Annotated in this window: 20 protein-coding genes and 1 tRNA gene; 11 read left to right on the top strand and 10 right to left on the bottom strand. The window is 57.7% G+C overall.

Translation table 11 applies throughout. The features are described from left to right. Positions 1-3: 3 nt before the first annotated feature. The 5 genes from zorA to F6X37_RS30315 all read right to left on the bottom strand — a co-directional run bounded on the left by zorA (position 4) and on the right by F6X37_RS30315 (position 5,356). The gene (zorA, locus tag F6X37_RS30295) at positions 4-2,028 is read right to left on the bottom strand and encodes an anti-phage ZorAB system protein ZorA (RefSeq protein WP_187613856.1); all 2,025 of its coding nucleotides are present in this window, start codon (positions 2,026-2,028) and stop codon (positions 4-6) included. A gap of 332 nt (positions 2,029-2,360) precedes the next feature. Further along, positions 2,361-3,188, bottom strand: a complete 828-nt coding sequence (locus tag F6X37_RS30300) for an SIR2 family NAD-dependent protein deacylase (RefSeq protein ID WP_316252011.1) — start codon at positions 3,186-3,188, stop codon at positions 2,361-2,363. Between the two features lie 199 nt (positions 3,189-3,387). Then, on the bottom strand, positions 3,388-4,008 hold the full coding sequence (locus tag F6X37_RS30305) for a hypothetical protein (protein ID WP_187613857.1): 621 nt from the start codon (positions 4,006-4,008) through the stop codon (positions 3,388-3,390). Between the two features lie 21 nt (positions 4,009-4,029). Beyond that, complete coding sequence (locus tag F6X37_RS30310; protein WP_187613858.1) at positions 4,030-4,302, bottom strand: BPSL0761 family protein; 273 nt, start codon at positions 4,300-4,302, stop codon at positions 4,030-4,032. A gap of 559 nt (positions 4,303-4,861) precedes the next feature. After that, positions 4,862-5,356 carry a DUF6471 domain-containing protein gene (locus F6X37_RS30315; protein ID WP_262420080.1) on the bottom strand — a complete coding sequence of 165 codons (495 nt, stop codon included), beginning with the start codon at positions 5,354-5,356 and terminating at the stop codon, positions 4,862-4,864. A gap of 651 nt (positions 5,357-6,007) precedes the next feature. On the opposite strand from F6X37_RS30315, the gene F6X37_RS30320 reads away from it, so the two are divergent. Next, entirely contained in the window at positions 6,008-7,210 is a 1,203-nt protein-coding gene (locus tag F6X37_RS30320; protein WP_187613859.1) for a hypothetical protein, read from the top strand. Between the two features lie 259 nt (positions 7,211-7,469). Here F6X37_RS30320 and F6X37_RS30325 read toward each other — a convergent pair whose 3' ends face one another. Both F6X37_RS30325 and F6X37_RS30330 read right to left on the bottom strand, forming a co-directional pair. Then, complete coding sequence (locus F6X37_RS30325; protein ID WP_187613860.1) at positions 7,470-9,050, bottom strand: DUF2357 domain-containing protein; 1,581 nt, start codon at positions 9,048-9,050, stop codon at positions 7,470-7,472. Further along, the gene (locus F6X37_RS30330; protein WP_187613861.1) at positions 9,047-11,314 is read right to left on the bottom strand and encodes an McrB family protein; all 2,268 of its coding nucleotides are present in this window, start codon (positions 11,312-11,314) and stop codon (positions 9,047-9,049) included. The genes F6X37_RS30325 and F6X37_RS30330 overlap by 4 nt, the downstream gene beginning before the upstream one ends. 266 nt (positions 11,315-11,580) lie before the next feature. Here F6X37_RS30330 and F6X37_RS30335 point away from each other — a divergent pair, with 266 nt between their 5' ends. Then, entirely contained in the window at positions 11,581-11,973 is a 393-nt protein-coding gene (locus F6X37_RS30335) for an HIT family protein (RefSeq protein ID WP_187613862.1), read from the top strand. Next, complete coding sequence (locus F6X37_RS30340) at positions 11,970-13,037, top strand: HNH endonuclease (RefSeq protein WP_187613863.1); 1,068 nt, start codon at positions 11,970-11,972, stop codon at positions 13,035-13,037. The genes F6X37_RS30335 and F6X37_RS30340 overlap by 4 nt, the downstream gene beginning before the upstream one ends. A gap of 399 nt (positions 13,038-13,436) precedes the next feature. Here F6X37_RS30340 and F6X37_RS30345 read toward each other — a convergent pair. The 3 genes from F6X37_RS30345 to F6X37_RS30355 all read right to left on the bottom strand — a co-directional run bounded on the left by F6X37_RS30345 (position 13,437) and on the right by F6X37_RS30355 (position 15,087). Further along, positions 13,437-13,512 (bottom strand) — tRNA-Ala (locus F6X37_RS30345). Positions 13,513-13,703: 191 nt separating this feature from the next. Next, positions 13,704-13,889, bottom strand: coding sequence for a hypothetical protein (locus F6X37_RS30350; protein ID WP_262420081.1), 186 nt, complete (start codon positions 13,887-13,889; stop codon positions 13,704-13,706). Positions 13,890-14,172: 283 nt separating this feature from the next. Next, complete coding sequence (locus tag F6X37_RS30355; RefSeq protein ID WP_262420082.1) at positions 14,173-15,087, bottom strand: helix-turn-helix transcriptional regulator; 915 nt, start codon at positions 15,085-15,087, stop codon at positions 14,173-14,175. 136 nt (positions 15,088-15,223) lie between these two features. On the opposite strand from F6X37_RS30355, the gene F6X37_RS30360 reads away from it, so the two are divergent. The 8 genes from F6X37_RS30360 (at position 15,224) to F6X37_RS30395 (ending at position 26,201) form a co-directional block, all read left to right on the top strand. Next, complete coding sequence (locus F6X37_RS30360; RefSeq protein ID WP_222944986.1) at positions 15,224-16,693, top strand: DUF3375 domain-containing protein; 1,470 nt, start codon at positions 15,224-15,226, stop codon at positions 16,691-16,693. After that, positions 16,677-17,414: a DUF4194 domain-containing protein gene (locus F6X37_RS30365; protein WP_187613865.1), complete on the top strand. Its 738-nt coding sequence runs from the start codon at positions 16,677-16,679 to the stop codon at positions 17,412-17,414. Before F6X37_RS30360 ends, F6X37_RS30365 begins: the two co-directional genes overlap by 17 nt. Further along, the gene (locus F6X37_RS30370) at positions 17,411-20,764 is read left to right on the top strand and encodes an ATP-binding protein (protein WP_187613866.1); all 3,354 of its coding nucleotides are present in this window, start codon (positions 17,411-17,413) and stop codon (positions 20,762-20,764) included. The genes F6X37_RS30365 and F6X37_RS30370 overlap by 4 nt, the downstream gene beginning before the upstream one ends. Beyond that, on the top strand, positions 20,739-21,992 hold the full coding sequence (locus F6X37_RS30375) for a DUF3322 domain-containing protein (protein ID WP_187613867.1): 1,254 nt from the start codon (positions 20,739-20,741) through the stop codon (positions 21,990-21,992). Before F6X37_RS30370 ends, F6X37_RS30375 begins: the two co-directional genes overlap by 26 nt. Before the next feature lie 155 nt (positions 21,993-22,147). Next, on the top strand, positions 22,148-22,792 hold the full coding sequence (locus F6X37_RS30380) for a hypothetical protein (protein WP_187613868.1): 645 nt from the start codon (positions 22,148-22,150) through the stop codon (positions 22,790-22,792). A gap of 643 nt (positions 22,793-23,435) precedes the next feature. Further along, on the top strand, positions 23,436-24,152 hold the full coding sequence (locus F6X37_RS30385; RefSeq protein WP_187613869.1) for a hypothetical protein: 717 nt from the start codon (positions 23,436-23,438) through the stop codon (positions 24,150-24,152). Then, positions 24,149-24,877 (top strand): hypothetical protein, encoded by a 729-nt coding sequence (locus F6X37_RS30390; protein ID WP_187613870.1) that lies wholly within the window; start codon positions 24,149-24,151, stop codon positions 24,875-24,877. Before F6X37_RS30385 ends, F6X37_RS30390 begins: the two co-directional genes overlap by 4 nt. Before the next feature lie 847 nt (positions 24,878-25,724). Continuing rightward, on the top strand, positions 25,725-26,201 hold the full coding sequence (locus F6X37_RS30395; protein WP_262420083.1) for a dienelactone hydrolase family protein: 477 nt from the start codon (positions 25,725-25,727) through the stop codon (positions 26,199-26,201). Positions 26,202-26,311 lie beyond the last annotated feature (110 nt).

A 26,311-nucleotide genomic window follows, 5' to 3' on the forward strand; every position in this document is an offset into this window, starting at 1 on the left:
CGTCTACCTCCTCGCCGGCGTCAGGGTTCCCATGGCGGCAAGCGTCACCTCCAGCTCCCCGACTGCGGACGAAAGCAATCCGACTGCTGAAGTCAGTTTTGTATGGAACTCGGCATTCGCTTTATCCAGCGTGCGTTTCACTTCAGTCGCGAAGGCGCCGTGCGCGTCTGCGAGAACGCGGCTTACGCCAGCGAGGTATTCGTCGGCCTGCTTTTGCGCCGCGCCGAGATGGCCGGCGGAAGTCTCGATTCGATTGAGAATGTCGCCAGTCAACGTGGCCTCTTTTCGTGCGGATTCGACGGTGGCGCGCAACTCCGTGACAAGTTGGCCGATGCTGTCGCGGTGAGCGCGATAGTCGCCCAGAAGTTCCTGGATGGCTCCCGCACCGCTCGTCAGGTTCCCAGCCGTCGCGGCGAGTTTGGTCGAAACGTCGGCGGTTTGACCCATGACGCCGGCGACGCGCTCGCCCGCCGTGGCGAAGTTTCGCGATGCCGCGCCTAATGCTTCCGCGCCAGCGTTCATGCGGTCTACCGATGACGTCGTGGACTGGGTCAAGGCAGATACGCTTTGGGCCATTTGCGTCGTTGCGATGCCCAGTTCCTTGACAACGGCATCGACCGATTCGGACATTGCTGTAACCGCACCGGTCGCGCGCTCAGACATGGCGCTCTCGCGTGCCCGATTGTTTTCAAAAACATCTCTCTGCGCGCCGCTCAACGTGGTCAGCATCTCTCCGACGTGCGTGCCCAGCGTTTCCAGCGTCGTCTGCAATTTCTGGTTTGTCTCCGATTGAGATGTCGCGGTCAATAGGCGCAGCTGCTCGACGAACGCAGCCGATTGCGCGTTCATCGCCTCCTGTCTCGATTCCATCTTTTCGATGGCCTCCGCCATGCGCTGCGCCATTGCATCCGTCGAACGTTGACTCGAAGCTTCGATGTTCGCGACCAGGGTGTGCAATGTGGTAACAGCCTGCTGAATGCTCTGGGCCGTCTGTTGATTGAGCTCAGTGAGGCCTGTAATCTGGCCTCCGAACAAGTCATTCAACCGCTGGCTGAAACTTGTCATCACATCCTGCAGCATCCGCCCAGCGCTTGCGCTCTGGTCACCGCTGGCGCTTTTAACGGTCGCTGCAATTTCATCAAGCGGACCTTTGAGACCCTGCTGGATGCTATCGGCAATAACCTGCCCAAGAGCGGCATTATTCTGGCGACCCGCCTCGGCGACCAGCGCGTATTGTTCTTTGCTGGCTTCTATTTGCGCGCGAGTCAACTCGCGCAGCAGCTCCCCCATCTCCTTGACGAGAGCGTCCTTCAATATTTTGGATTGGCTCGCCGACTCCTCCGATGCCTTAACCAGGCGCGCCAGGTATTCTTCGCCAGCCCCAGCCTCAAAGCGTGCGTCAATCGCATGTACGATTTCTTCGGTACGTCGATACAGCGAGGCGAGGAGGAGCTTTTCGAAGAGCGTGGTTAGCATCGCCGCAGCGATTGCCGAGGCGGACACAAGAAACGCCTCTCCCACAGAATGCATGAGTGATTCAAGACTACCGCGCACAGTGGCAGCGTTATCGCTTATCTGAAACGCGTGAAGGCCTTCTATCAGGCCGCTGAACGTTCCGATGATACCGATACCAGTAAAAATTCCGGGAACATGCTTAAAAAATTCGGTTCGCAAACGGCTGTCGACGACAACCTGGCTGTTGAAATACAACTCGGCGGGCACAGTGGCGCGTACGGCGCGCACGACCATCTGTCCGTCGCGCTCTTCACGCTGAACGTGCAACGATTCGGCATACTCGTTCCATAGGTGGGCGAGCCGGCGGTCACCAGCGAATACCGCATCAAACTGTGAAGGGTAATTTCCGTCGTCGAAGCTTCCAATGCGACGCTGGATAGAGCGCAACCGAAACAGATGCCCTATCGCTGGGCCGAAGAAAAACGCGATGACAACAACGACAAGGGCTGCCAAAAAGGCGCCCGTGACAAGTGCGGGCGTCGGTACGCCAGCAAGTAACGACTGGATGTTCAACTTCGGTCTCCCCGGTGAAGGGCTTGTTCTGTTAGCGTGTTTTCCTCGGCGCATCCCTCTCCAGACGCGCTTCGGCAGCCAACTGACGGCCTCGGTCGAAACCGACAGACGGTCACGGCTATTTGCTCAATATTACGGCATATTCTTCCGAATATTAATGGAGAGGCTTTCAAAGACTCGAACATGAACCGTTGCGTGACCGGTCAGCATCGTTTGGTGCGTTCGATTTCCCCGTAACGTTCTAAATGCAGCAATCATATCTGGCCTATTCCGCTCGGGCGGACGTGCGTATCCGGTCAGCAGGTGGACCGAAATATTGCGTTCGGCCTGACCTACTTCCAGCTTCGAAATACGTTATCGAGGAGCTGAAGCGTTTCGGACGCCCCTCCTGAGATGCCCAACCCTTTGACTCCCGGTATTGAGTGTTCGCGGGGGTTGATGCGGATGACATGAGGTCCATAGCGCTCACTGAAACGCCTGACGGTCGGCAATGCTTTCCCGGCCCCCACCTCCACAATGACGAGTTGCTCGGTTGACTCAAACCACGTTTCGAGCCGCCTCTGCTGCCTGTTTGTGTACTTGTCTACCCATCTCCAGTCGCCAAACATCAGGATGTTCGGTCGTGCAAGCCCGCCGCAGTGAGGGCACCTGGGCATCTCGTTTTCGAGCAGACAACTCGTTTCGTTTACGACGGGGTTGAAGTCGTCCGCTGACCATGCGTCATCGGTACAAGCTTCAACGCACTGGAGCAAATGGATGCTTCCATGGCATTCCACGATGCGTTCAACATCGAAGCCCGCTTTCTGGAATTGGCCGTCAACGTTACTCGTGAACACGAACGCACCGCGCTTCATTGTCGATGCCCACTTCCGAAGGATGCCGAAACCGGCGTGCGGCACCGTTGCACGATACAGCGCGAGTCTGTGCCCATAGAATCCCCAACTCAAATGCGGGTGGCTCACAAAACCAGCGGGGTTGGCGATGTCCTCGAACGAAAATCCCTGACGCCGCAGCGCCGGATAGGCGCGCCAGAACCCGTCTGTTCCGCGGAAGTCGGGAAGGCCGGAATCTACGCCCATGCCGGCCCCGGCGGTGATGAGCATTCCGTCAGCGTCGCGAATCCAGCTGGCTGCTTGCCTTACTTCCTCGCTGTTCTCCACGTGCTATCCCCGTCTCTTCGCTCGGCCTGTGCGTACGCCAAAACTGTACCCGGAGTTTGCAGCAACTCCGCCTAAGCGTTTAGCCAGAAAACATGCTGGCAAGACCTGCAACGCCTAACTCTGAACTGCAAAGCTCGCATGAAGTTAAGCAGTTCGGGGATTGCGTGATTGTAGAATTCTCTCGCCGCCAAAGGCTCCTCTATTTTTCGACAAATGCAGCAACACTGCGTAGCACCTGCTTCGCATCGCCACGCATAAGCGCTTGTAACGGCGTGGAATCTCCGAGCGCCATGTTCGGGGTCGTCAGATATTTCCACTTAGCCCAGCCGGTGAGGTCACCCAGCCGTTGCACAACTTTCGCCAGAGCCTTGCGGTCGAGCTCGTTGACAAGGAAGAACGCCGGAAAGTACGTGTCGGTGCCGATGTCAACGCTGAAGATTCGGCCGGCGGTCAGGTCCTTGGTCAGCCTCTGCTCTGACAGGCCTGAGGCTGCGAGGAAATCTGACAGGTGCAGAAGCCTTCCCTTGGCGATGAGGACGTAACGGGTCGGCCGGCCACGCTTCGAACTGCGGCCGGTTTCACTCGACGCCGGCTGACTTTGACCATGAATCGAGTTGACGTCCAGGTCTAAGGCCGTGGAAAGGCCGGCAACTCGCATTAGACGGATTTTGAAAAGTCTCCCGAGCTCGGCATCTGGAAGGTCAAGGAGCGCCCGAGCAGCTGTCGGGTCAAACAAGACTGCCGCCACGGCGGCCATACGCAAAACCTGCTCGGCCCTGGCATCGTGATGCGGACGATTGTCGCTTTCGTCACCTGTCATCTTCGTTCCTTTGTAGAACGACTATTTCTTATCGGTCAACGTCCTACGTAGCGGCAGGTTGTACACGTGCGCAACTCGCCCCTTTTCACGTCCGGGCGATAACGGCGGTGCCCAAACCGTCGGCAGCGTCGACGCCGATATATCCAGGTCGATGAGTAGGGGGAAGTGCTGGAGAAGACACGTTGCCACCGATTGCACAAGACCAGGAATCGTGACCGCCTCCGCGTTCGCGAGCATCTCTAAAAAGTCCCGTGTATCGAGCACCGCTTTGGTCCGCTCGGACGGCGTTGTCATCACGGCTTCTCCGCAAGGAACGCGGTCGTGACATCTGTGTACGACGTTATGTCGTTGACCCTGCACCATCGTTCCCAGATGTATCGACTGTCCTCGGAGCAACCACGAGGTCCGATCAGCTGATACACGCGACCAGATGAAGTTACGCCTCGCAACACGGTTGGGTCGAATTCCTGAATCGCGGTGCTGACTCGCCCGGTGCAATCGCGAACGTCGCAACCAACAAAATGCCTGGAGCCATGTTGTGTCTCCAGGATTTGCCAGTCGGACAGTGACATCTCAGGCTCTGCACTTATGCCGGGAACGCTCCAGACAGGCATGACTATCTCCGATTTCGTTCGGCTACGACAGACGCAACTCTCCGGACAGTCGTCTGCTCCACGGCCTACTTAGGCAACAAACGCCTCGCGGGAACGTCCGTCGGGCTGGCGACACGACTCTGCCGACAGTCGCGCCCTTCCGCTATCAATTTTTCGTGCGTTTTCACACGCGAAGCGGGCAAGCCGAAATATAGTCGGGCATCGAAGAAAAGCAAGAAAATTCCGTCCCAACCGTCGATTCACCGAATCGATGCGCCAGCTAATGCAGCGTCATTCAAGTCCCTGCCGTCCAAAAAAAATTGAAGATTCGGGAAACGGCAAACAGCGGCGCATTGGAAGAACAGGGTAGTGGAAAGCGTTCCACCGACAATCTGTCCCCATAACGTGTCGGCTCCCACCTGCACGCCGATGTCGGCAAGGCGTTGTGAAAGTCTGACGCCGTCTAACCATGGCTGGGTCGCCAGTTCTGTTTCAATCACCAAGGCGGCGCGAGCCTCCCAGGTCGTTTTGCCTTGAAGAGCCGCAGCCCAGTGTTGCGGGTATTCATTGTTTGCCGCTGCCAGCGTTTGCAGGAAGAAGGTAAAGCGAAAGGTGCCTCGCTGGATTTTGCCCTCTACCGAGCGCGCGGATTCGGCAAGACCCATGCTGGTCAGTGCGTCAGCGAGTTGTGCATAGCTCATATCCCGACGCGCCAGCGCGACGCGGATGGCGCGCGATGCGAGCTTGGCCCACATCGCATCGACGGTCTCAGTTTTCGTAGGGTTTCGCGTAGGCATATAGCATAGAATGCGTGTAAAAACGCATGCAAACATTTTGACGGCTTCAGCCGAATTTCACAACCGCGCCACGGCATAAATGGTGGTAACGACGATGGCGACCGACGCATCGTCAACCTTGGAAAGGGTTTACCGCGCAACACGCTATTTGCCAAGACGAGCCGGTGTTCGACGTGGCTTTGCAATGGTAAGGCCGCGGGCCGACGGCGAGCGTCGTTGACTCGGCCTGAGCGAAGTTTTCTCACCGCGTAATTTGTCATGGTTGAATCTTTTGCGCTGCACTGAAGACGTTTCGGACGAGAGCTAGATTGTCGTCGGTTGCATGCGCGGCGACTCAACTTCGGCGCATCGGGCCTGCCATCCCGTCCCAACGCGCGCGGGCTATGAGCGGACGAACGTCGAATTGTCGTTCGTCCTGTCCGAATCCTGTGCGATTCCAGGCATGGGCGTGGGTGACTTGTCCGAAAAGTGCGCGATTCACCTCCAGATTTGTCCGAGAATCGTAGGTTTCCAGACCACCGGCGACGGGCACCGTCTTCGCTCACGAGATTCCGATTTCTCAAAACTTCTCAAGATGTTTGAGACACTCCGTGTTCGACGAGATACGTGATGCTGGCAGTTGCCTGCCTGCCAAACATACCGCGAACTCACATGCCATACGTCCATCAAGACTTCGAACGCGAAAAGCTGTACGAGGAAATCTGGTCCGAACCGGTCAGCAAGGTATCGAAGAGGTATGAAATCTCGGACGTGGGACTTCGCAAGATTTGCGTAAGCCTGGATATCCCCGTCCCTCCTCGTGGCTATTGGGAAAAACTTGCCGCCGGCAAGGCTGTGAAAAAGCCAACGCTCCCGCCTACCAAGGGAGCGACGACATACAGACGTACTGTATTCAAGAATCCGCAGGACGACGAGCTGTCACTGCGCACCCAGGCTCGAATCGATGAGGATGCCACTCGTGCGCCGGACGTGCCGACCATCAGCGTGCGCACTTCCATCGACGAATGTCTGCCGCTTGTCAAACGGATGGCGAAAAAACTAGAAGGTAAGCATCGCGATTCGCGAGCATGGCCGTGTTGCGACGGTGCCGGACTGATGCGGGTCGCCGTGTCCCAGCAGAACTCACTGCGAGCACTTCTCGTGCTGAACATGCTTCTCGAGACAATGGCGGGCGCAGGATATACGCTTTCCTCAGGCGGCAAAGAAGAAGACGCGGCTTACGTGAAGCTGCTTGATAACAAGCTAACGTTTCGCGTGAGGGAGCGAAGTCGCCAGGAAAATATTCCTTTAACCCGGGAGCAACTCGCAGAAAACAAACGCGTCGGATACAGCCTGAACAGCCAGACCTACGTCTATCATCCCACAAACGAACTGGAGATATCGGCCTTCGATGTTGGAAGCAACTATGCAACAGCGACCACTGCAGATAGCCGGAATGCCCTGGTCGAAACGAAGATTCACGGATTCGTTGGCAAGCTTCGGCATCTGATTATTCGCAGTTCCGTACAGGCCGAGATGCGAGTCGAGGAACGAGCAGCCGCTGCTGTCCAAGAAGCTGAGCGCGCGAGGTTGGCTGCGATTCGCCGTTCCGCGGTTCAGCAACTCAAGCGTGTCGAAGAATGGGCGTTGAAGCTTGAGCGAGCGAACCGCCTGCGAGCGTTGGCAATGGAATTCGAAGTCAAGAAGCTGAAATCGCTCGACGATGCCGTCGACGCCACATGGCTGCGCCGCGCCGCAGACTGGTTAGACCCAACTGTCGAATGCCAGTGGGACGACATGGACAATGCTCCAGCGGGATACGGTGAATTCTAGCGAGCGGCCGCCGGCGACAGCTAGCCAGGAGCAATGCGGCGTTCACCACGCCTGATGAGCATTCTCGGTTGCAGGGATACAGACAGAGGCCTGTCTCGCAGCGCGTTGAAGGCAATCCGAGCTGGCCGCAGGGAGGTCTACGTTTGACTGAAGAGCTCTGAATCGCTAACGCCGCGACACCCGCGCTAATGAGTGTCGTGCTCCGCTCCGTCGGTCAGCCCCAAACACGAGCTGCCACCTATGAATACGCGCATAGGTGTCAGGGAGCATCTCGCATCGCCCAATCAGCGATTAAGTCCACGCAGCGTTCGACGCCCGGTTCCCCGGGTGAGAATTGACTAATTGTGCCTACCTCGTGCTCGAACAGAAATGAGTCTGCGTCCAGGTGGGGCACGTCCGCCTCTGCCGGTAATAGCAGCACAGAGAAGTTCGGCTTCTGCTGTCTGACCCGCAGGGAGTCGTGGTAGATGTGAGCCGACTCCATAGCTTCGAGGACGTTATCTCTTTTACTTCGATATTTGGCGTCGAGCACGAGGAAATCTAATCTGGCCGCGCTTTGGACGACGATGACGATATCAGGAATGCGAAAGCGCGAGAGGCTCCAGCCGACGCGCTTGGCGGGAGGAGCGCCAGCGGTGAAGTTTGCCTGGAAATGGGCTTCAATTCGAATCCCGCTACTCAGTTCCAATTCGTAGGATTCGGCGGCGCTGACAACGCCGTGCCTGATGGCTTTCCAGCCGAAGTGGTCAAGCCTCTCGGCGAGCTTCGAGAGTATGTGGACGAAACACCACGTCTCGTAGACGCCCCACGTTGGGCTGACGTGCAGATGGTCTAGGGTGCGCGCGCCCTCCACGCCGCGAAGGAGTGCTCGCGTACCGTGCCTGTAGGCACGACTGTAAGCCGGTTGCGCGGAAATCTGCGTCAAGCTGGCTGCTGACGTCTCCAGTCGGGACACACTGCAGAAGGGTTCTCTCGTTAATAGAACCTTGGTCTCCTTCAGAAGATGGCGAAGAAAGTGCTCCCGTCTTGGACGTCGAGACTCCTCTTCCTGGAGCTCTCCGCCAAGCCCGCCTTGCACCACCGTATCGAGCAACGTCGACACCTGCGCCGCCAATCTTGTCACCAGCGCTTTCAGCGCACGATTGGAAGGCGTGTCAAAGGTCTGCACGGCCGTCGATGTTGCGACATGCAGTAACTCGAGGGACGGAGACTCCGACGTCTGTCCGGCGACAGCGGCGGCTATCAGGGGCTCACGCAAAGCAAGTGGATGCAGGCGTTTAACGCGAGCGAGCGAAACTCGGCGTTCTGCCTGAAGAAGAGACCTGTGCGGGGCACGGCATATTTCCCAGACTTCGCGAAGGAAGCCCGGAGCATAGAGTCTTAGCCGGGCCAATCCGACGAGGCTATCAAGCTTGTTCCTTCCTGGGCTGTCGTCAAAGGCCAGGGCAGCACTCGAGCTTCCTAGAAGGAGGGACGCCCGAAATTTCTGAATCTCGCCGACCATTGCGTTGAACTGCTCGTCGGCGACCTTTTCAGACGACGGACCAACGGAGGCAAAATACTCAGCTTCGCTTGCGTCTGAAGATGTCACGACAATCTGGACGCGTCCGGCGAAGAATGCCGCGGTCCATTCATACCGGCCATGCTCACCCTGTGAAACTTCCACGTCGTCTATAAATACTCGCCCATTGTTGACTCCAGCGACCTCCAAGATGCACTTTTCGCCTTCCCGCAACCCAAAGACGGTGTCGCCCGGACCGTACGTCGCTGACGTGTCCCACGCGCAGGGCAAATGAACAATTAAGCGTGGCCCGGTACCGCCTTGCCTGACGGATGTCATCGCCAGAATCTCGCTGCGCCTGTTTCCTTCAGGTCCGCAATTAGCGTCGATATTTTTTCCGCACAACGCGTGAGGTCGCGTTTGAGCAGAACTGCGTGCACAGAACCGAGCGCGAGATGAAACCGCTCTGTGCTCTCGCCGCGCAGCTTGGGAAGTATTTTCGCGTAGACAACCGCGTCAAGCGCATTGGATTCTGTGTCGCCCGCGTCAATGGCCAGTCGCAGGTATCTCAACACATCTTCTATCGTTCGCCACCCGAAGTGGAGCCTGACCGGCGCGAGTGCCTTGCTCAAATCTCCGAGCAGATTCCTCGCGGATGTCTGTAACTCGGCCGGTAGCTCGAATTTGTCCCATCCTGGGAAATCGTCAACGCTCACGTTCCAGAATTCCAGCGTAAATGCACGGTCAAGTACTTTGTCAGATAGCCCATGCGTAGTCTCATCCATGTTAAGCGTTCCGATGATGGCGAGATTAGGCGGGTATTGGACCCGACGAGGAACATCGGTTATATCTTCCGGCATTTCATGCAGGTCAATCCATCCTCGCGTTTCCATTGTCGACAACAGTGGAGCCAGATACTGCTCCGGATGTGACAGGTTCATTTCGTCGAGGATGACGACGTATGGGCGTTCGGGGTCGCGCGCTGCGCGAAGTAGCAACTCGAGAAACGGGGCTGAGCAATATTGCTGGCTCAACGGACTGACGTATCCGAAAAGCGGAGTCGGGTCGAACCAACCCGGTTGTACGGGAACGATGCGCACACGTTCGGTTTGACCATCCTCGGCTCCGCAGGCAGCGAGGCCATAGTTCCAGGCGAGTTGCGTTTTTCCAGAGCCCGATATCCCCGTCAGTACCGCGAAGTGGCGCACGGGATTTGACCATAATCCGACGTGCAGTTGCCGAACCAAATCTGTCGGTAAAAGCAGTCGACCTTGATTGATGAGTTCAAGTCGTTGTAAGACCTCAACAAAAAGAGGCGCTTCGGCAGTTGCGCTAACAGCATCGAGCGTCGGCGGTACTGGCAAATCGAAGATTTGCAGTGCTTCGGGGGACCATGTGATTTTATTCGCCCACGTTGTTCCGCGGTCCGTAAGAGAACATTTGCGCGTGGGGCTCTGTTGAATAACTTCGAGACTCGTCAGCCATGCAATTATTGAGCGCGGCATAAAATCCGACGTCCAGCCCGGGTTCACCCGTTTCAGGCTCTCCGTCAGGTCCACAAGAGCGATGGGCCCGTGTGCGAGGGCCTTTATGACATGGTCGATGCCGAGAATCTTGGTTAGCAGGTGGTCGGCAAATTCGTCCGGGTCCCTGGTCTCCAGCAGATTGAGGCCGCGAGCATTCAGGCGGTACACGTCACCGTCTCTGACGCACAAATCGAACTCCCTAGCGACCGTATTAATGACCGTGCCAAGGCTATTTTCCGATAGGTCTGGGTTACTTCGTCGGACCTCGTCGGCGAACTCCTCTCGGGTCAGGCCGTCCTGCAGCACTTGCACAAATTCCAGGAGCGTTCCGAAGTTGCCCTTGATGGCCGTCAATCCTTTCCGTCTGAGAGATGCCGGTAATGGGTGTAGTCCGTCCGTCGAGGAAGCGATTTCGCCCGTAGACAACGGCTCAGTGACCGATTCTGGCTCATCTGCGATATGTTCATAGAGAAACCACGGCAACGAAAGTCGGTCGAGTTCACCGGTTGGATTGTCAGAAGCGACAGGTCCGAGAAGTGCGTCGAGGCGGCGTTTAATCGCGATATGTGCATGGACTGGATGGTCGCTTGAGGCCCCGCCCAGCGCCCGGTGAAGGAATTTGAGCGCACCGACATCCGCCAGCGTTGTGAAATATTCGGGGAATTTTGCGCACATTACACGATTAAGCTTCAGACGTGCGACGCGTCCGCACTTTTCCCCTAGTCGACGCACAAGCTCTTTATATAGAGTAGTTAGCTGCGCCTCGGCCTGCGTCGGGTCTTCTGGCAGAGGCTCGGTGAACGCTTGGCTGAACCACTGGCGGAACTCCGGGTCATCGAGCGCCGGTGCGACTTTCACGCTCCCCATTCCTGTGGAGGACACTGACTCGTCGCTCCACAACTCATCCAGAAAATCGCGGTTCGCAAAGTCGGCGCGCGTCGCAGCCTTCACTCGGCCGAGGTGAGCCTTAAGCCTCGGATACCACGACTTCGCAGCAGCGGTAGCCGGCGCCATACAGGCTGTGATTGCTTCGGTTAAAGCGGTGTCGGATGTCAGGTCGCGGTTTTTATCTTTCAATTGCGTAGGTTTCCGATTAGTTCAGCATATTCATTGAACATTCGCATCATATTGCTCGCACGGACCAATTGTACTGATGACACGAATTGGCCGTTCGACCGTCGGTCGGTTGCCGTGGCGTCTCCGTAGCCGAGCGGCTCGACGCTCACTTTAGGCAGCACATCCTTAGTGGTCTGCGTTGAAGGTCTGAGGGGATTTGGCACGTCCGCGGCAACAGTAAAGTAGGTAAAATGCGCTGTTCCATCAAGTCTTCGAAGAATCCCTCGATGTCGTCACAGACCTGTCCATTTTGCGAGATTCCGACTGGCCGCATCGTGGGTCAAAACCGACATGCCATGTGGATTCTGGATGGGTTTCCCATCTCACCTGGACATAGTCTTGTCATTCCCAAGCGCCACGTTCGTTCATTCTTCGAGGTGAGCGCTGAAGAGCGTGATGACCTTCTTACCCTTCTGGACCACGCCAAGGGATATGCACTCGCGTCCCTCCATCCGGACGGATTCAACATTGGCATCAACGACGGTCCGGCTGCCGGACAAACCGTGCCTCACCTGCACATTCATCTAATACCTCGTTTCACAGGCGATGTAGCAGACCCGCGCGGCGGCATTCGGTGGGTATTACCTGCAAAGGCCGACTACTGGAGCCAACGCGATTGAGTTTCAACGCACCTCCACCATCGCCGGAAGTGCAGTTAGCTTTCCTCGCGAAGCTTCAACGACTGTTCGCCGAGGGCGACTTCACCGCGACGTATAAATTCGCGCTTCTGATTTCATTCGCAGAATTGGCGGTCGAGCACGGCGCCGACGACGGGGCCGAACTCACATTGACGACCCGTCAAATTTCAGAGCGGTTCGTCTATCTCTACTGGCAACATTCGACCCCGTATGGAACTGGTCGTGTGGGCAGCCAGCCCGGTGTTCTGGTTCAAAATCTTGGGGTCCAAGCCGCGATTCTGAACGCAATCTCAGAATTCAGAGCAGGCACCTCAGCATCATCAGCGCTACAAGCATCCCGCTTACCGAGCTATGGGCCACTGTTGTCGAAGGTAGCATCCGTAGTGTCCGCGCAGCCATTGACGTACCTTCAAAACTTTGCCGGGGTGACTGACCCGTTCCTGTATGAGCGGCAGTCAAGAGGCTCGGTGACGCTGAAGCCGGGCGTCAGCTATTGCCTGCGTCGCTTTTATACCCTCGTGGAGCAGATGGCGCGGACTCGATGGGTCGCGCACATAAAGGCAAATCGCCGTAATCACCCCATTCTTGGGAACGCTGACGACCTTGAGGATTTTCTCTTCTCGTCTTCGCGGCAGTCGCTCGCCGTCATCAGCACCCAATTGCGCAAGCTGGATGGTTCACGTTGCTTCTACTGCGGGGAAGGACTCACGAACGTAGACGTCGACCACTTCGTCCCATTCTCGCTTTACTCAAGGGACCTAGCCAACAACTTCGTCTTGGCTCATCCAGTTTGTAATCGCAGCAAGTCTGACTCTCTCGCGGCGAGACCACACCTGGAGCGCTGGCTCGAACGTCTTGTACTCAAAGAGCAGCAGCTCGCCGAAATCGGACTGCTCGCTGGCGTTTCAGGTGACAAAGAGATTGTCCAGCGTGTAGCCACGTGGAGTTACAAGGTAGCGAACGACACTGGCGGTCGTGCATGGTTGTCCCCGACGACCTATGAGAATGTCGATTCGCGCTACCTGAGCCTCTTGTCGGGGCATTGACCAGAGCAGAGTTTGACTCGTTGCGAATCGCCAATGCCCGGCCATACGCTTTTGAACTTGAGCGCTCGCAGAACCATCGCTCAAGCGGTGCTCAGGAGTGCGTTCGCAACTGAGCCGTCATCGACACCCAGCAGCCAGAGCTTTGACCCGCCAACGGGCACCTCCAGATACAGCCCGCCACCGTCCCAGAGGCGCTGGATTTTGCTCCAGGCCTTGCATTCCTGCTGGCGATGTCCGTGAGAGCGTCTCGGGGGATAGGGGGCAGCGGTCCGATGCCCCTATGCTGCCCCCACCCGCGCTGGATTGCCACCAGATGTGGCTGGACGACGCTCAACGTAAAAAGGCCGAAATCCTTATCAGATAAAGAGTTCCGGCCTTTACTGTACTCAGGATTAAATTTGGTGGAGCGGAGGAGGCGCGAACTCCCGACCTTCGCATTGCGAACGCGACGCTCTCCCAGCTGAGCTACCGCCCCATGACGCGACAATACTAGCACGGCTGCAAATGAATTTGCCATGCGGTCAGCCCGCCCGAAAGAGTTTTGCATCGTTCGCGCGCTGAATATCGGCGCAAACGTCGGAGTTCAAACGAGAGATTTTTGTCAACTGGCGTTGACGGACCTCGATTCATTTGGACGTTGCGGGGCGCTGAATTCGCGACAAGGCGTTAGGGGACCGCGCTGAATTGCTGCTGGTGCAAAGAAATCGTTGCAATGATTGATTCGAACTCCACCATCAGGTTCTGATGGTGCTGCGCAACGTACTGCCGTGCAGCTTCGTTCTCAAGGTGCTTGGCGAGATATCCTTTCGCGACCACCAGATTCAACACGTCCGGGCTATAGGTCTGTTCCACGAGCTTGTACTCATGACTTCAATCTGGGAGACGGGGGGCCATCCGGATTTCTCCGGGCTGTTGCCGCGCGTTTACGCTACTCCCCCTAGACGGTCGCGCTCAGCCACGCCAAAGTGGAAGTCCTGCGTATCAAAGCGATGACTCTCAAGCTCGATGGGGCTCTGGTCGGCGAGGTGGATGCGAGGTTGCCCGAAATCCAGATGTGTCAACAGGTGGTAGTCCGGCATCGATGCGTTCGTCGGGTGGAGCCGAACGGCAACGTTGATGTCCGGCAGAAGGCGCGTCAAAACGCACCTTCGCTCAACATGTACGCCTCAACTTCTGAGCGGTTCTTCAGAGCAATCTGCTGCGCCTCCGGTTTGGCTTCGCCTTCAAGGTCTAGTCGCAGATGTCGCAGAGCGTAGAAGAGAAACGCCTGTCTGCAATGGAACTCGACTTGCCCGTCCTCCATTCCAAAATCAAGTTCAATGGCAAGTCTGTGCGACGTGCTCAGTTCGGGATGCGGAATCAATACCAAAGGCACTATGGTGTGCCACTTCACATCATCGTCCGGACTTGCGGCGGCCGGCTCAAAGCTGTCAACTTCCAGCATGCGCGCAACAACAAAGTCCAGAAACTGGTTGCGCATATGGCAGTAGGCGCGTGCGTGCCAGCGGAAGCCATCGTGGGCAAGGGCATGCGGAGAAATCGTACGTGGGGAAGGCTGTGGGCGCGTCATCGATTGGTACAACACGCGTATTGCACAGCGCTCGCGAATGGCTCGAAGAAGCGCGACTAATACATCGACGCGGATGGTTCGACCAGGATGTGGCACTGTTGCGACCGGAGGCGCCCAAGTGATGAAGCCGCTTTCCTCTGAGTCCAGCCCGGAAGCGTGCGACAACAACTCGTTGAGATAGCGACCAGAGTCGCTCGACGGGTACAGCGGCTTAAAGTCGGCAGACGCTATATAGACCCGGGAGCTGCGGTCGTAATTTAAGTTAGTCGGCGCCAGTTCCGTATATTTAGCGATGTCTAGCGACGCTTGAGGCACGGAAATGCCAAAGAATTCTGTCAGGTCACTGCGGTTGAGACGGCCATCCCACCGAAGTCGAAAGTCAATGAATTCCAGGCGACGGTCCTGGCTCCACCGACCAGGGGCGCGGCTACTGGATGACCCTGTTGGGTCCGATGTGGTGGGCAAGCGTTCGGGCATCATCAGAATTCTCTCACGAGTAGTAAAAATATGTATGAATAAAAACTAGACTCGTATAAAAACTAGTCGTATAGTGGCTCCAGCAGATTGCCTCGGAGGTCCAAGTGGATAGCGTCACTGGTTACCGTTTCGTTGGGAGATGGGCGTGAAGGCGCTTCGGGGCGCAGCGGCCCTGCGCAATCTGCGCGAGCAACCCCTTTGGCGCCTGTTGGCAGCCACCAAGGCACCCGTGATAATTGCCTTGCTCCAGTCGCTTTTCGCGGGTACTGACAAAGCGTTACCAAGTTCGGTGCTTCATGAGCGCCTCGGTCGTGACATCGATTCGCTTCGCTCAACCGGCGAAGACCTCCCCCAGACACCCCAGGCGTACGTCTCCGAGTGGCTCAATCAAGGCTGGTTGACGCGCCGGTTTCCCATCGGGGCTCCCGAAGAAGAGTACGAATTGTCGGCCGAAGCGCTTACTTCGGTGCGCTTTGTCACGGGACTCTTGACGCCAAGAACGACCGCCACAGAGAGTCGGCTTTCAGTGGTCATTCACCAACTGTCGCGACTGGCTGAAGAGACCAATACCAACCCCGAAGCACGCTTGGCAGCGCTGCGCGCTGAACACGAGCGTATCGACACGGCCATCGCTGATGTCGAGCGTGGCGGCGCGAAGGTTCTGCCCCCGGACCGTGCCATCGAGAGCGCGCGCGAAGTCATCGCTTTGGCCCAAGAGCTTGCCGCCGACTTCCGAAGCGTCCGAGACGAGTTCGAGCGATTGAACCGGGGGCTGCGGCAGAGCCTGATGGAGAACGAAGGTAGCCGCGGCGACGTGCTTGAACAGCTTTTTGCTGGCGTTGACCTTATCGGCGAGAGCGATGCTGGTCGCACCTTCAACGCGTTTTGGCGTTTGCTGACAGACAGCGAGCAAGCCGCCACCCTTAGAGAGTCGTTGGACGAAGTGACGAGCCGGCCCTTTGCGCGACAGTTGGAATCGCACGAACGCAAATTCCTGCATGGGCTAACGGGCGCTCTATTGAACGAAGGACGAGGGGTACACGACGTGTTGCAGCACTTTGCACGGAGCCTCAAGAGCTTCGTGCAGAGCCGCGAGTTTCTTGAGCACCGGCGCCTGCACGGCCTACTGAAAGAAGCAACGCAGGCAGCGCTCACCGCCAAGAATGCAGTTCGCCCTAATGAGCAGATTGGTTTCGAGCTCATGCAGTCTAGCGGTCGCATCCGGTCAGTATCACAGTGGGTGCTCTATGACCCCACGCAACGAGTGACCGATTCGTCAATGCGGGTTGCGGAACCCTCTGAGCTGGACCTGGAAACCGTGAGCGAGCTCGTGCGACAGTCGGAAATCGACTTTCGAACGCTCAAAGCCCACTTGCGGACCATTCTCGAGCGCCAGTCGCAGGTCACCATTGGTCAAACACTGGCCGAGTTTCCAGCGGAACAAGGTCTTGGCAGCGTCGTTGGCTATGTGGCGTTGGGTGCCAAGCACGGCGAGGTCACGGAAGGCACCGAGCTCGTCTCATGGGAAGGCGACGACGCGACCCAGCGTCGCGCCAAGATTCCGACCATCTATTTCTTGAGGGAGCGCTATCTTGAACTCGTTGACTGACCCCACCGACGAAAGCGTGGCCGACGAGCTCGCGCCCGATGCGCCAGTTGCTGACACTGCGACGTTCCGAGGCGACACCGGTTCGCTTCCAATTGATACCAGGAGGGTACTGGTGCAACTGCTTCTGGGCCCTTCCGTGGACGCCCGGCGCCAGTCAAAGCTCTGGCCAGTGCTGCTTCGCGATGAAGCCGTCGTCCGCTCTCGCATGCATGAGCTCTTTCTCGAGGTCGTCATTGACCACGAACAGCGAGTCGCGTTCACGCGGCAGGTCGTCTCCGAGGACATCGATGTCCCCATCCTTCTTCGCAAGGCATCGCTCACCTTCCTGGATACAGCGTTGCTGCTCTTCTTGCGACAGCGCCTGACCCAGGCCGACGCGCAGGGCGAACGGGCTGTCGTGTCGCGCGATGACATGCAAGAACACCTGTCGGTGTTCGAACGGGGGAACAACCCCGACCACGCAAAATTTGAGAAGCAAATCGTCAACGCCGTCGACAAGGCCAAGAAGCTCAGCCTGCTGCAATTCGTTCGTGGCTCTGGTGAGAGGTACGAAGTCTCACCGACGCTCAAGCTCCTCTTCTCGGCCGAAGAAATTCAAGACCTGACACGAACTTATGCCGCTCTGGCGTCCTCGCATTACGCGATAAACACGGACGAGGGCAACACCGCTGAAGACGATGCATCGGCCAGCAGTGCCGAAAACGAGGAGGACTCGCTATGAACGTCGACCAGCCCGTGTTGTTGGACGGCAGCGGTGACCAGTTCCGCCTTACGCGCATACAGACGTTCAACTGGGGAACCTTCTCCAACGTCTTCGACTTCCCAATCCCCAAGGAAGGCTACCTCTTCGTGGGGCCGTCTGGTTCGGGGAAGTCGACGGTTCTGGACGCTCACGCGGCGCTGCTGACGCCACCGAAGTGGTTGGACTTCAACGTTGCAGCGCGTGAAGCAGAGCGGCATGGGCGCGACCGCAGCGCCATGACCTACCTCAGGGGTGCTTGGGCGCAGCAAACGGGAGACGGTGGCGAATACGTTTCACAATACCTTCGCAGCGGCACGACCTGGTCCGCCATTGCAGAGACCTACCGCGATGGACAAGGTCGGGTGGTCGTGCTCGCTCAAGTCCTATGGGTCAAGGGCAACACCACGGCGTCAAGCGACGCCAAGCGGCTGTACCTCACCCTCGAGCGTGAGTTCGAGATTCAGGAGCTGGAGTTCTTCGCCAAGAACGAGTTCGACACCCGCCGCTTCAAACACGACCTGCTCGATGCGAAGGTGTACACCGAATTCAGCGCATATCAGGAGCGCTTTCGTCGTATGCTGGACATCGACAACGAGCGCGCCCTCCGCCTTCTGCATAAGACGCAGTCGGCGAAGAATCTCGGCGACCTCAACGTGTTCCTGCGGGACTTCATGCTGGATGAGCCTGAGACGTTCGGCATCGCCACCAGCCTAATCAACGAGTTCGGGGAACTGAACGAGGCACACCACGAGGTAGTGGCTGCCCGCAACCAAATCCAGATGCTCAAGCCGGCGCGGGAAGAGCACATGGAGCTTGAACATGGCAACAACGACCGCAACGGGCTGCAGGCAATCCAGACTGCCATTGACCAGTATCGAGAGCACCGTCGCAAGGTCCTCGTGGACGAGCGGATTGCAGAGCTGGAGGTCGATGGGGAAGCATCGCGGCAGGAAGTCCAACGTCTCTCGCAGATTGCCGATGACGAGTCCGTCAAGCTGACGGACCTACAACGTCAGAAGCTCAAAATGGGGGCCGATGTCTTGGTCCGTCTCGAAGAAAATATCAAGGCGGCGGAGGCAGATAAACTCGTCCGGATGAACAAGCGTGACCAGGCGGCAGTCGCGTGCAAAGTCATGGGATGGGCGATGCCTGACAGCGTGGTCTGGTTCGTCCAGCGAGTCGAAGCTGCCAAACAGCGTGTCCTCAGGGCTCACGACCTGACGAAGGAAGTAGAGGACCGTAAGGACCAGCTCAAGGCAGACCATCGGCAGGTCAGCGAAGAATTCACCACGGCGGTGGCCGAGGTTAAAGCCCTGGAGCGTCAAAGGTCCAACCTTCCGGCACGGCTCGTGGACTTGCGTGAGCGCATGGCCCGCGACCTTTCGATACCCGAGGCGAAGCTGCCTTTCGCGGGCGAACTGGTGGAAGTGCGTTCTGATTCGAGCGAATGGCGGGGTGCCATTGAGCGCGTCCTCGGCGGTTTCGCGCGCTCCATCCTCGTCGATGAGAAGCTCTACCCGGCGGTCTCGGCGTACCTGAACGAGCGCAACATTGGCGAGCGACTGGTGTACTTTCGGACTGTCCAGCAGACATCCGGACGCACGCCCGGTCCCAATTCTCTAGTGCGAAAGCTCAACTTCGCGCAGGGAAGCTTTGGTGAATGGGTGCGGGAAGAGCTAAAGCACTCATACGACCTTGAATGCACCGATACGCTACAGGCGTTCCGCAATGCCCCTCGTGCCGTCACCCGTGAGGGCTTGGTCAAGCACAACACGGTGCGGCACGAGAAGAACGACCGCCACTCGGTCAACGACCGCAGCCAGTGGGTACTGGGCTTCGACAATAAGGACAAGCTCACTCTGTACAAAAACAAGGCAGCGGAGCTCGGCGGACGCATCGCTGAACTGCGGATGGCTCTGGACAAGATTGGGGATGAAGAAGTCCTCCAGCAACAACAGCTCTTGCAGTGCCAGAACCTGTCGAACCTGACGTGGAACGACGTCGACGTCGGCGCACTTCTGGCCCGCATTGACGACTTGACGACACGCCTCAATGCGGAGCGGGACGCCAGGCCGGACCTTGCCATCCTGGATGACCGCATCAAGACGCAGGAGGACGTTCACTCCAGGGCCGTTGGCAAGAAGAACGAAGAGGATGCCAAAGGTCGCTCCATCAAGTGCGACATCGAGAAGCTAAATGTCAAGCTGGCCGAGCTGGCTCGTTTGTGGCCCGCCTCTGACAGGCCACCGGCCTTCGCCGCCCAAATCGCAGCTCGGTATGCGGCCACCGGTAAAGAGGCTACTCTCGATAACCTTGACCAGGTGAACGGGCAGGTGGACCGCGGCCTCAGCAATGAATTGCGTGCGATTGAGAGTCGCTTGGGCGAGTTGCGTAATGCTATCGTCCAGCGCTTCGTAGAGTTCAACCGCTTGTGGCCTTCGGTTGCTGGTGGTCTGGACGCTACGCTGGCCAGCGCCGACGACTATCTGGCAAAGCTCAAGCGGCTGGAAGATGACAACCTTCCAGCGTTCGAAGACCGATTCTTTGGGTTGCTACGCGAGCAGAGCGACCAGAACCTGACTCTCCTGGCTACCAAGCTCGACGAGGAGCGCTCGGCAATTCGCTCGCGCATGGAACTGGTCAATGAGAGCCTGGAGACAGCGCCGTTCAACCCGGGAACGCACCTCGTCATCGAAACGACCGACAAGTCGCTCGAGGATGTGCGGCTCTTCCGCGCGAGCTTGAAGGAGTCGCTCAGCCACTCGTTCTCGAACGACCGCGACCTGGCCGAAGAGCGCTTCAAGACGTTGGCTGCCTTGGTTAAGCGCCTCGCCAGCCAAGAAACTGTGGACAAGAACTGGCGAAATCTGGTGCTCGACGTCAGGCAGCACGTGGAGTTCGTTGCTCGCGAGCTTGACGAGGACGACGTCGAGGTGGAGGTCTACCGCAGCGGCGCAGGTAAGTCGGGCGGACAGCGCCAGAAGCTGGCTGCTACCTGCCTGGCGGCCGCCCTGCGCTATCAGCTTGGCGGCCAGGACCGTGCGCTTCCGAGCTACTCCACCGTGGTGCTCGACGAAGCTTTCGATAAAGCCGATGCAGAGTTCACTGCGATGGCGATGAACATCTTCAAGGCGTTCGGGTTCCAGATGATTGTGGCCACCCCTCTGAAATCCGTGATGACACTGGAACCTTTCATCGGGGGAGCATGCTTCGTGCATATAAAGGACCGCAAGAAATCTGCCGTCATACCCATCGAGTACGACAGCGAGTCCAATCGCTTGAAGTTGACTCAGGACGTACGCAATGCCGAAGAAACTGCTGTCTCCTGAGTCGGCGCGCGACTTCCTTGTTCGTCGCTTCAATAACCAGCACGAGAACTGGCTTGCTGGGGAGGGAGCTTGGCCGCTGGTCGTCGCGCTGGGTGCTCCCACCGACAAAGACATCGCCGAGGATGCTTCGGCGGTCCGCACATGGGCTTTCGCTTGGCAGTCGAGAAGCGGTCCGGGTGAAGTTATCTTTGAAGAGCGGCAATTCGCGCGGTTTGGCAGGCATCGCCTTCCTGTAAGCCTGAGCTTCGCGAATGCGACTGCCGTTGCGACTGCCGTGGGTCAGGCCAGGCGCTGGGAAACGGCAACTGAGCGCTACCAGCAGATGCTGAATCGCTGGCCAGTGCTCGCACAAAGCAAGGTCTTGGCATCGAAGTTCGATGTGCTAGCCGACTACACTCCGGAAGACTTCGAGCGGCTGGTAACGCTCTTGACATGGCTGGAAGCGAATCCCGATTCCGGACTCTACCTCCGACAACTTCCTGTCGAAGGGCTCGACACGAAGTGGTTGGAGAAGCGAACCGGCCTGGTGGCGGGGCTCCTTCGGTCGTTGCGCGAAGTCACTGTCGACGACAGCGACTTCCATGCCTTGTGCGGCCTGAGGAAGCCTGCGCACAGGGTCCGAATCCGACTTCTATGCCCAGCCTTGCGCGAACGAGTCGGCGGCCTCTGTGACATCGAGGCACCTATAGGTGAACTTGCGACGCTGCCTATTGAGCCCAAGGCAGTGGTTATCGTCGAGAATCTTGAGACGGGCGTAGCACTCCCGGACGTTCCAGGTACCGTGGCAATCATGCGCCTTGGTAATGCGGTGAGCGCGTTGCATGTCCTGCGATGGTTGCGAGGGCCGGAGATTGTCTACTGGGGTGACATCGACACTCACGGCTTTGCAATCCTAGACCGCGCCCGCAGAGTCATGCCTCAGCTTCGGTCGGTACTTATGGACGAAGCGACACTGGTTTCGCACCGCCCGCTTTGGGTGGAGGAATCTTCGCTGTGTGCCAATGTCCCCTTTGATGAGCTGACGGCCGAAGAGCGGCACGTGTACGACAACCTACGCGCTGGTACTTGGGGGCAGCGCCTCCGTCTTGAGCAAGAGCGCCTGTACTGGGCTACGTCGATAGAGACGCTAGTGCGGGCCCTCGAGGGTCAGACTAACGTCGAGGAAGGCGTAGGGCCATCCGTTTCTCCGCACGGGACTTGCCGCGCGGTGCAGTCAACCGATGGTTAGCGACGGCCCCAAGCACAGGGCAGACAATGCCCGTGTAGTAAATCGTCCGCACGGGTAACGCGCACTCAACTCAACTCAAAGCGGCCAGACGAAAGCCCCGGGCCTCCCCTTGTGCCGGAACTCCCACAATAGAGCAGTTAAAAATACGAAGACCAATGACAGCAATCGTGAAACGCGGCATCACTGAAGACTACTGGGGCCTCATGAGCGAGGACCGAAAGCTCGGCTGGGAACTGTTCACGAGGTCCTTGGCCATAGTTGCAGCTTGGTTCGTGGTGAAGACGGGCGTCACGGCCATCGATTGTGTTATCGCGGCCTTTGCAGGATTCACGCCGCTCTTTGTTATCCGGAGTCAACGGTCTTTTAGGAAATACAGCAAGAACGTCCGTAAGCGTCTCCTTGGGGCAATTGTCTTTCTTGGCGGAACCGGCGCGGCCGTCCTCGGGTTGCTCTACTTTGGCATCGCACTCCTTAGTAGCGTAGTTCAGACCTACGCGACCGAAGTAGCACCCTTCCGTCATCGCGCTGACCCGCTCGTGACTAACTTCGTGCTTGCGCTGCTGCTTTTCACCACCCCCGTCGCCGGCGTGAAGGCGTGGCGTAGCCTCAAGATGAGTGAGCTCGTCTTTGATTTACCAAAGCGTTCGCTGAAGCGACTGGTACTTCAACGGAAATACGTGGCTGACACCTTCGTCACTTTTGCTCATTTCGAACTGAGCGCCCAAGTCGCCGGCTTCGCGTACGCGTCGATATGTGCACAAATCATCAAGGTCTACTTGAGTGTATTTGTCCCGAAATAGCCCACCCGCTGGCCATGGCAGTTTCGATACTCGGACGGCGCGGCTCGTGTTGCCAATCCGCCAACCCATGAATCTGCGAACCCACGGATGAAATCGAATACCAGACAAACTTGATTTGGGCCATCCGAGACCTTTGCAGCAAAAGGAATGGCGACGTCGTCAGAACTCGAAACCTTAGCATTAAGCCGACGAGCAATTCGAAGCAGAGTCTCCATGACGCAGACGGCCTCTTGTCGGTGCGTGCCGACTTCATGAGGAGGAAATCATGGTCAAGCGCGGCGGTGGCGGAAAAGGTGCCGGCGTCGGAAACAATCCAGGCGGAGGACGAAGCGGAAGCCCAGAGGCGCTTTCGAGTGGGAGTAGCCGACCACCGACGGGCTTTCAGGGCGGAAACTGGCCAAGTAAGACACGCAGTCCGTCGGGCGGCGGACGTGGCAATGCACCGCTATCCGGCACCAAATAAGAATGGCGAAAATTTGTGGTGTTGTTGTCTGCCTCACACGACGCCGACCATAACCGACTGCTTGGTACCCGAGGTTTCTTTATGGCAAAAGGCGCCTGTTGCACGCTTCGCAGCACCCCCGGATTATCAACCTCACCGCTAAAGTCTACTTGCAGGCCAAACCGGTCAAACGGGATGGTGATGGATAGCGTCGCGTCTGTTGCCACGGACCTGTCCATCGAAGAGTGGCGCAGGCGAATCGCACAAGTCGGCGCATCGGATGAGGATGTTTATGCCTATGTTGTGCGCTCTGTTCGACCAGCCAACGGCGAGTACGTGCAGACGGGCAGTGCACCTAATTTCCAAGGTGGGCTCATCACGCTCTGCACCTGCAAGCACGGTATGCGTGCGACGCTGACCCCAGAGCAATGGGAGCGGGGTGTCTGGGTCGCTGGCCTGACCAGTTGGGACCAAGCATTCGGGAAACAGCAGTCACTCGTCTATTTCATGCGGGTAGGCGAAGCCTATGCGTCGCAGGCAGAATTGGTCCAGGCCTTCCGTCAGTCAGGCAGGTCAGAGGTGGTTGATGCCAAAGATTCGACCCGACATCGGCTTGGAGACCTGATGATTCCAGCTTCTGACATGGTCGCCGGGAACGACAGATATTTGCCCGCAGCATATTTATCGCCCATGGTGGGCCATTCCCACCGGAGTACGGCCGAGGACGCTGGATGGGAGGACGACGTCAACTACGTTGGCGTCGGCGGCGGGCAAAGCGTAATGCTGGTGGGTGACCGGAACTTCAGTTTCGTGTGGACCCGACCGTTGGTGCGCCGGCGCCGTCCAGGGCCAACACGACCGTATCGAAAGTGGACTCTGACCTCTATCCTCGACGACCTGGAGGCGGTGCAGAAATGAATGTTGTTTTGCTGCGTGTTGGCGTGGATTCTGGCTCAGGCGGCATCCAGGGCCCTCTATTTGACGACGGCTCCTTCGAACTCATCCCCATCCCTGATGGTTCCGGCGTCGGATTGCGAACCTACGGAAACACACTGGGAATCAAGGGCTTGCCCTATTCAGCCTACTTTCCGACAAGCCGGTGGAATACGGTCGAAAGCCTGGCGATGCATGTCGACCCGGAGTTCGAGTCTTTCACGTACGGAGACCCGACTCCGCCCAAGGCCGGACTGCGTCGACTCCAGAAGGGGGATTTGTTGGCGTTCTATGCCGGCCTATCGGGCTGGGACCATGAGCGCGCACCAGCGCTCTACATCGTGGGTTACTTCGTCGTGGAGTGGGCAGGGCTTGCCATTGACTTACCTGAAAACGAGGTGCGCCGACGTTGCGGTGGCAACTTTCACGTCATGCATGGTGAACTGTTCAAGAAGCAGAAAGACCGTCTGGTATTGGTACAGGGAGGCCCGGGGAGCCGGCTTTTGAAGAAAGCTCTCTGTATCAGTGCAATGTCGACAAATATCGCTGGCCAGCCTATTAAGGTGCTATCTCAAGAGGCTCAGGACATTTTCGGTGACTTTAACGGGAAGATTTCCATCCAGCGCAGCCCCCTCGTTGGGTGCTGGCTACCCATATTGAGAAGGCAAAAGCCTACCTCGAAGCGCAACCATAACTGCGACGCGCGGTAGTTCAGCGCATTGCTATGCGCAAAAGCGATACCGAGGTGGCAGTCCTGGGCGCTGACGCTCTTGTTCACATGATGGGGGATGGTGATGGGAGAACTTCGTGAAGAAGACTCAGGTTGGTGAGGCAGGTGCGGCCGTGAGGAAGTGAATCTCACGCGATGCCTCCCAAAATCTCACCCGATGCCGCCCACGCCCCGCAGAGTCTTATCTGGCGTGGCCAAAAATCTCACCATATGGGTCTCGCTACAGGTGTGTGTGTAGGTAGACGCATAACCTGAGAAAAACGGGCCCGTAAGTTGAGAAACTTATGGGTCTTTTTATTAATAGTCAGGCTGATGAACAATACGTCGACGTGCTGATACTGCTTGAGCTTTTCTTCCTGCTCGCGGAGTCGACGACATTCAGGCCAAACAGCTGTTGGTGGCTTTCTTCGCGTTTTTGCTCCTCTCCCGCTCAGGAATCAACCTGGGGGCGGCGAAGTGAAATGGGCGCTACGCTCGCGCGCCGACCGCGCTCGGTGATTCCGAACGGCTAAAGCGACTCGAATCCTCGACTTTCTGGACATGCGCGACCCGGCGAATCGATAAAGTGCCTGCCGTCTGCCGTCTGCCGTCTGCCGTCTGCCGTCTGCCGTCTGCCGTCTGCCGTCTGCCGTCACCGTCTGTCGTATCACGACAATTCTGTCATTTGCATTGCATTCCTGCCCGGACCGCCTATAACGCTGCATAAATAACTCTGTCCGTACTCATGGGAGACGGCCATGTTCGCAAGTGTGAGAGGCTTGCCGTTCCTTTTGCTAGTCCTTGTGCTCCTTTGCATTCCGCGCGTCCCCTACGCGCAGGTGGCGCGAATGGAAGTCATTCCATTCGAGTCGATGACGCTCACAGACGAGCAATTTCTGGCCGGAAGCGAAGACGGCAAGCGCGTGACGATAGCCGGTGAATTGCGGCTGCCTCGATCCGGGACCGACAGGCTGCCCGCCGTCATACTGCTGCACCCGTCTGGGGGTATCGGCGGCCAGATAGCGGACTGGGAGCAGTGGTTCCTGTCGTTGGGCGTTGCCACTTTCGTTGTCGACAGTTTCACGAGCCGAGGCATAGAAAACACAATCAATGACCAGAGTCAGCTTGGCAGACTCGCCCAGACAGAAGACGCGTATCGCGCGCTCAGCCTTATTTCCAAAAACCCTCATGTCGACGCGAGCCGCGTGATGCTAATGGGCTTTTCCCGTGGAGGGCAAGACACGCTCTACGCGAGCATGGTGCGCTTCCAGAAAGCGCATGCCGATGCGTCGACTCCAGGATTTGCAGGGCGGCCTCAAATCTGAAGTGCAACACCTGTTTCGTATAAGGTGTTGCGATGCACGAAAGAACTCAGTACCAGCAACTTCAGCCTGAAGAGCGCCTGACCATTGCAAGTCTGCATCTGCAGGGTTCG

It is taken from the genome of Paraburkholderia sp. 31.1 (genome assembly GCF_014397645.1).
Taxonomy (GTDB): domain Bacteria; phylum Pseudomonadota; class Gammaproteobacteria; order Burkholderiales; family Burkholderiaceae; genus Paraburkholderia; species Paraburkholderia tuberum.

What these genes read in the sequence shown, in the direction of transcription:
- F6X37_RS30305 (WP_187613857.1), bottom strand. Translation starts at nt 4,008, where the DNA reads ATGACAGGTGACGAAAGCGACAATCGTCCGCATCACGATGCCAGGGCC.
- F6X37_RS30310 (WP_187613858.1), bottom strand. Translation starts at nt 4,302, where the DNA reads ATGACAACGCCGTCCGAGCGGACCAAAGCGGTGCTCGATACACGGGAC.
- F6X37_RS30315 (WP_262420080.1), bottom strand. Translation starts at nt 5,356, where the DNA reads ATGTGGGCCAAGCTCGCATCGCGCGCCATCCGCGTCGCGCTGGCGCGT.
- F6X37_RS30320 (WP_187613859.1), top strand. Translation starts at nt 6,008, where the DNA reads ATGCTGGCAGTTGCCTGCCTGCCAAACATACCGCGAACTCACATGCCA.
- F6X37_RS30325 (WP_187613860.1), bottom strand. Translation starts at nt 9,050, where the DNA reads ATGACATCCGTCAGGCAAGGCGGTACCGGGCCACGCTTAATTGTTCAT.
- F6X37_RS30335 (WP_187613862.1), top strand. Translation starts at nt 11,581, where the DNA reads ATGTCGTCACAGACCTGTCCATTTTGCGAGATTCCGACTGGCCGCATC.
- F6X37_RS30355 (WP_262420082.1), bottom strand. Translation starts at nt 15,087, where the DNA reads ATGATGCCCGAACGCTTGCCCACCACATCGGACCCAACAGGGTCATCC.
- F6X37_RS30360 (WP_222944986.1), top strand. Translation starts at nt 15,224, where the DNA reads ATGGGCGTGAAGGCGCTTCGGGGCGCAGCGGCCCTGCGCAATCTGCGC.
- F6X37_RS30370 (WP_187613866.1), top strand. Translation starts at nt 17,411, where the DNA reads ATGAACGTCGACCAGCCCGTGTTGTTGGACGGCAGCGGTGACCAGTTC.
- F6X37_RS30375 (WP_187613867.1), top strand. Translation starts at nt 20,739, where the DNA reads ATGCCGAAGAAACTGCTGTCTCCTGAGTCGGCGCGCGACTTCCTTGTT.
- F6X37_RS30380 (WP_187613868.1), top strand. Translation starts at nt 22,148, where the DNA reads ATGACAGCAATCGTGAAACGCGGCATCACTGAAGACTACTGGGGCCTC.
- F6X37_RS30385 (WP_187613869.1), top strand. Translation starts at nt 23,436, where the DNA reads ATGGATAGCGTCGCGTCTGTTGCCACGGACCTGTCCATCGAAGAGTGG.
- F6X37_RS30390 (WP_187613870.1), top strand. Translation starts at nt 24,149, where the DNA reads ATGAATGTTGTTTTGCTGCGTGTTGGCGTGGATTCTGGCTCAGGCGGC.
- F6X37_RS30395 (WP_262420083.1), top strand. Translation starts at nt 25,725, where the DNA reads ATGGAAGTCATTCCATTCGAGTCGATGACGCTCACAGACGAGCAATTT.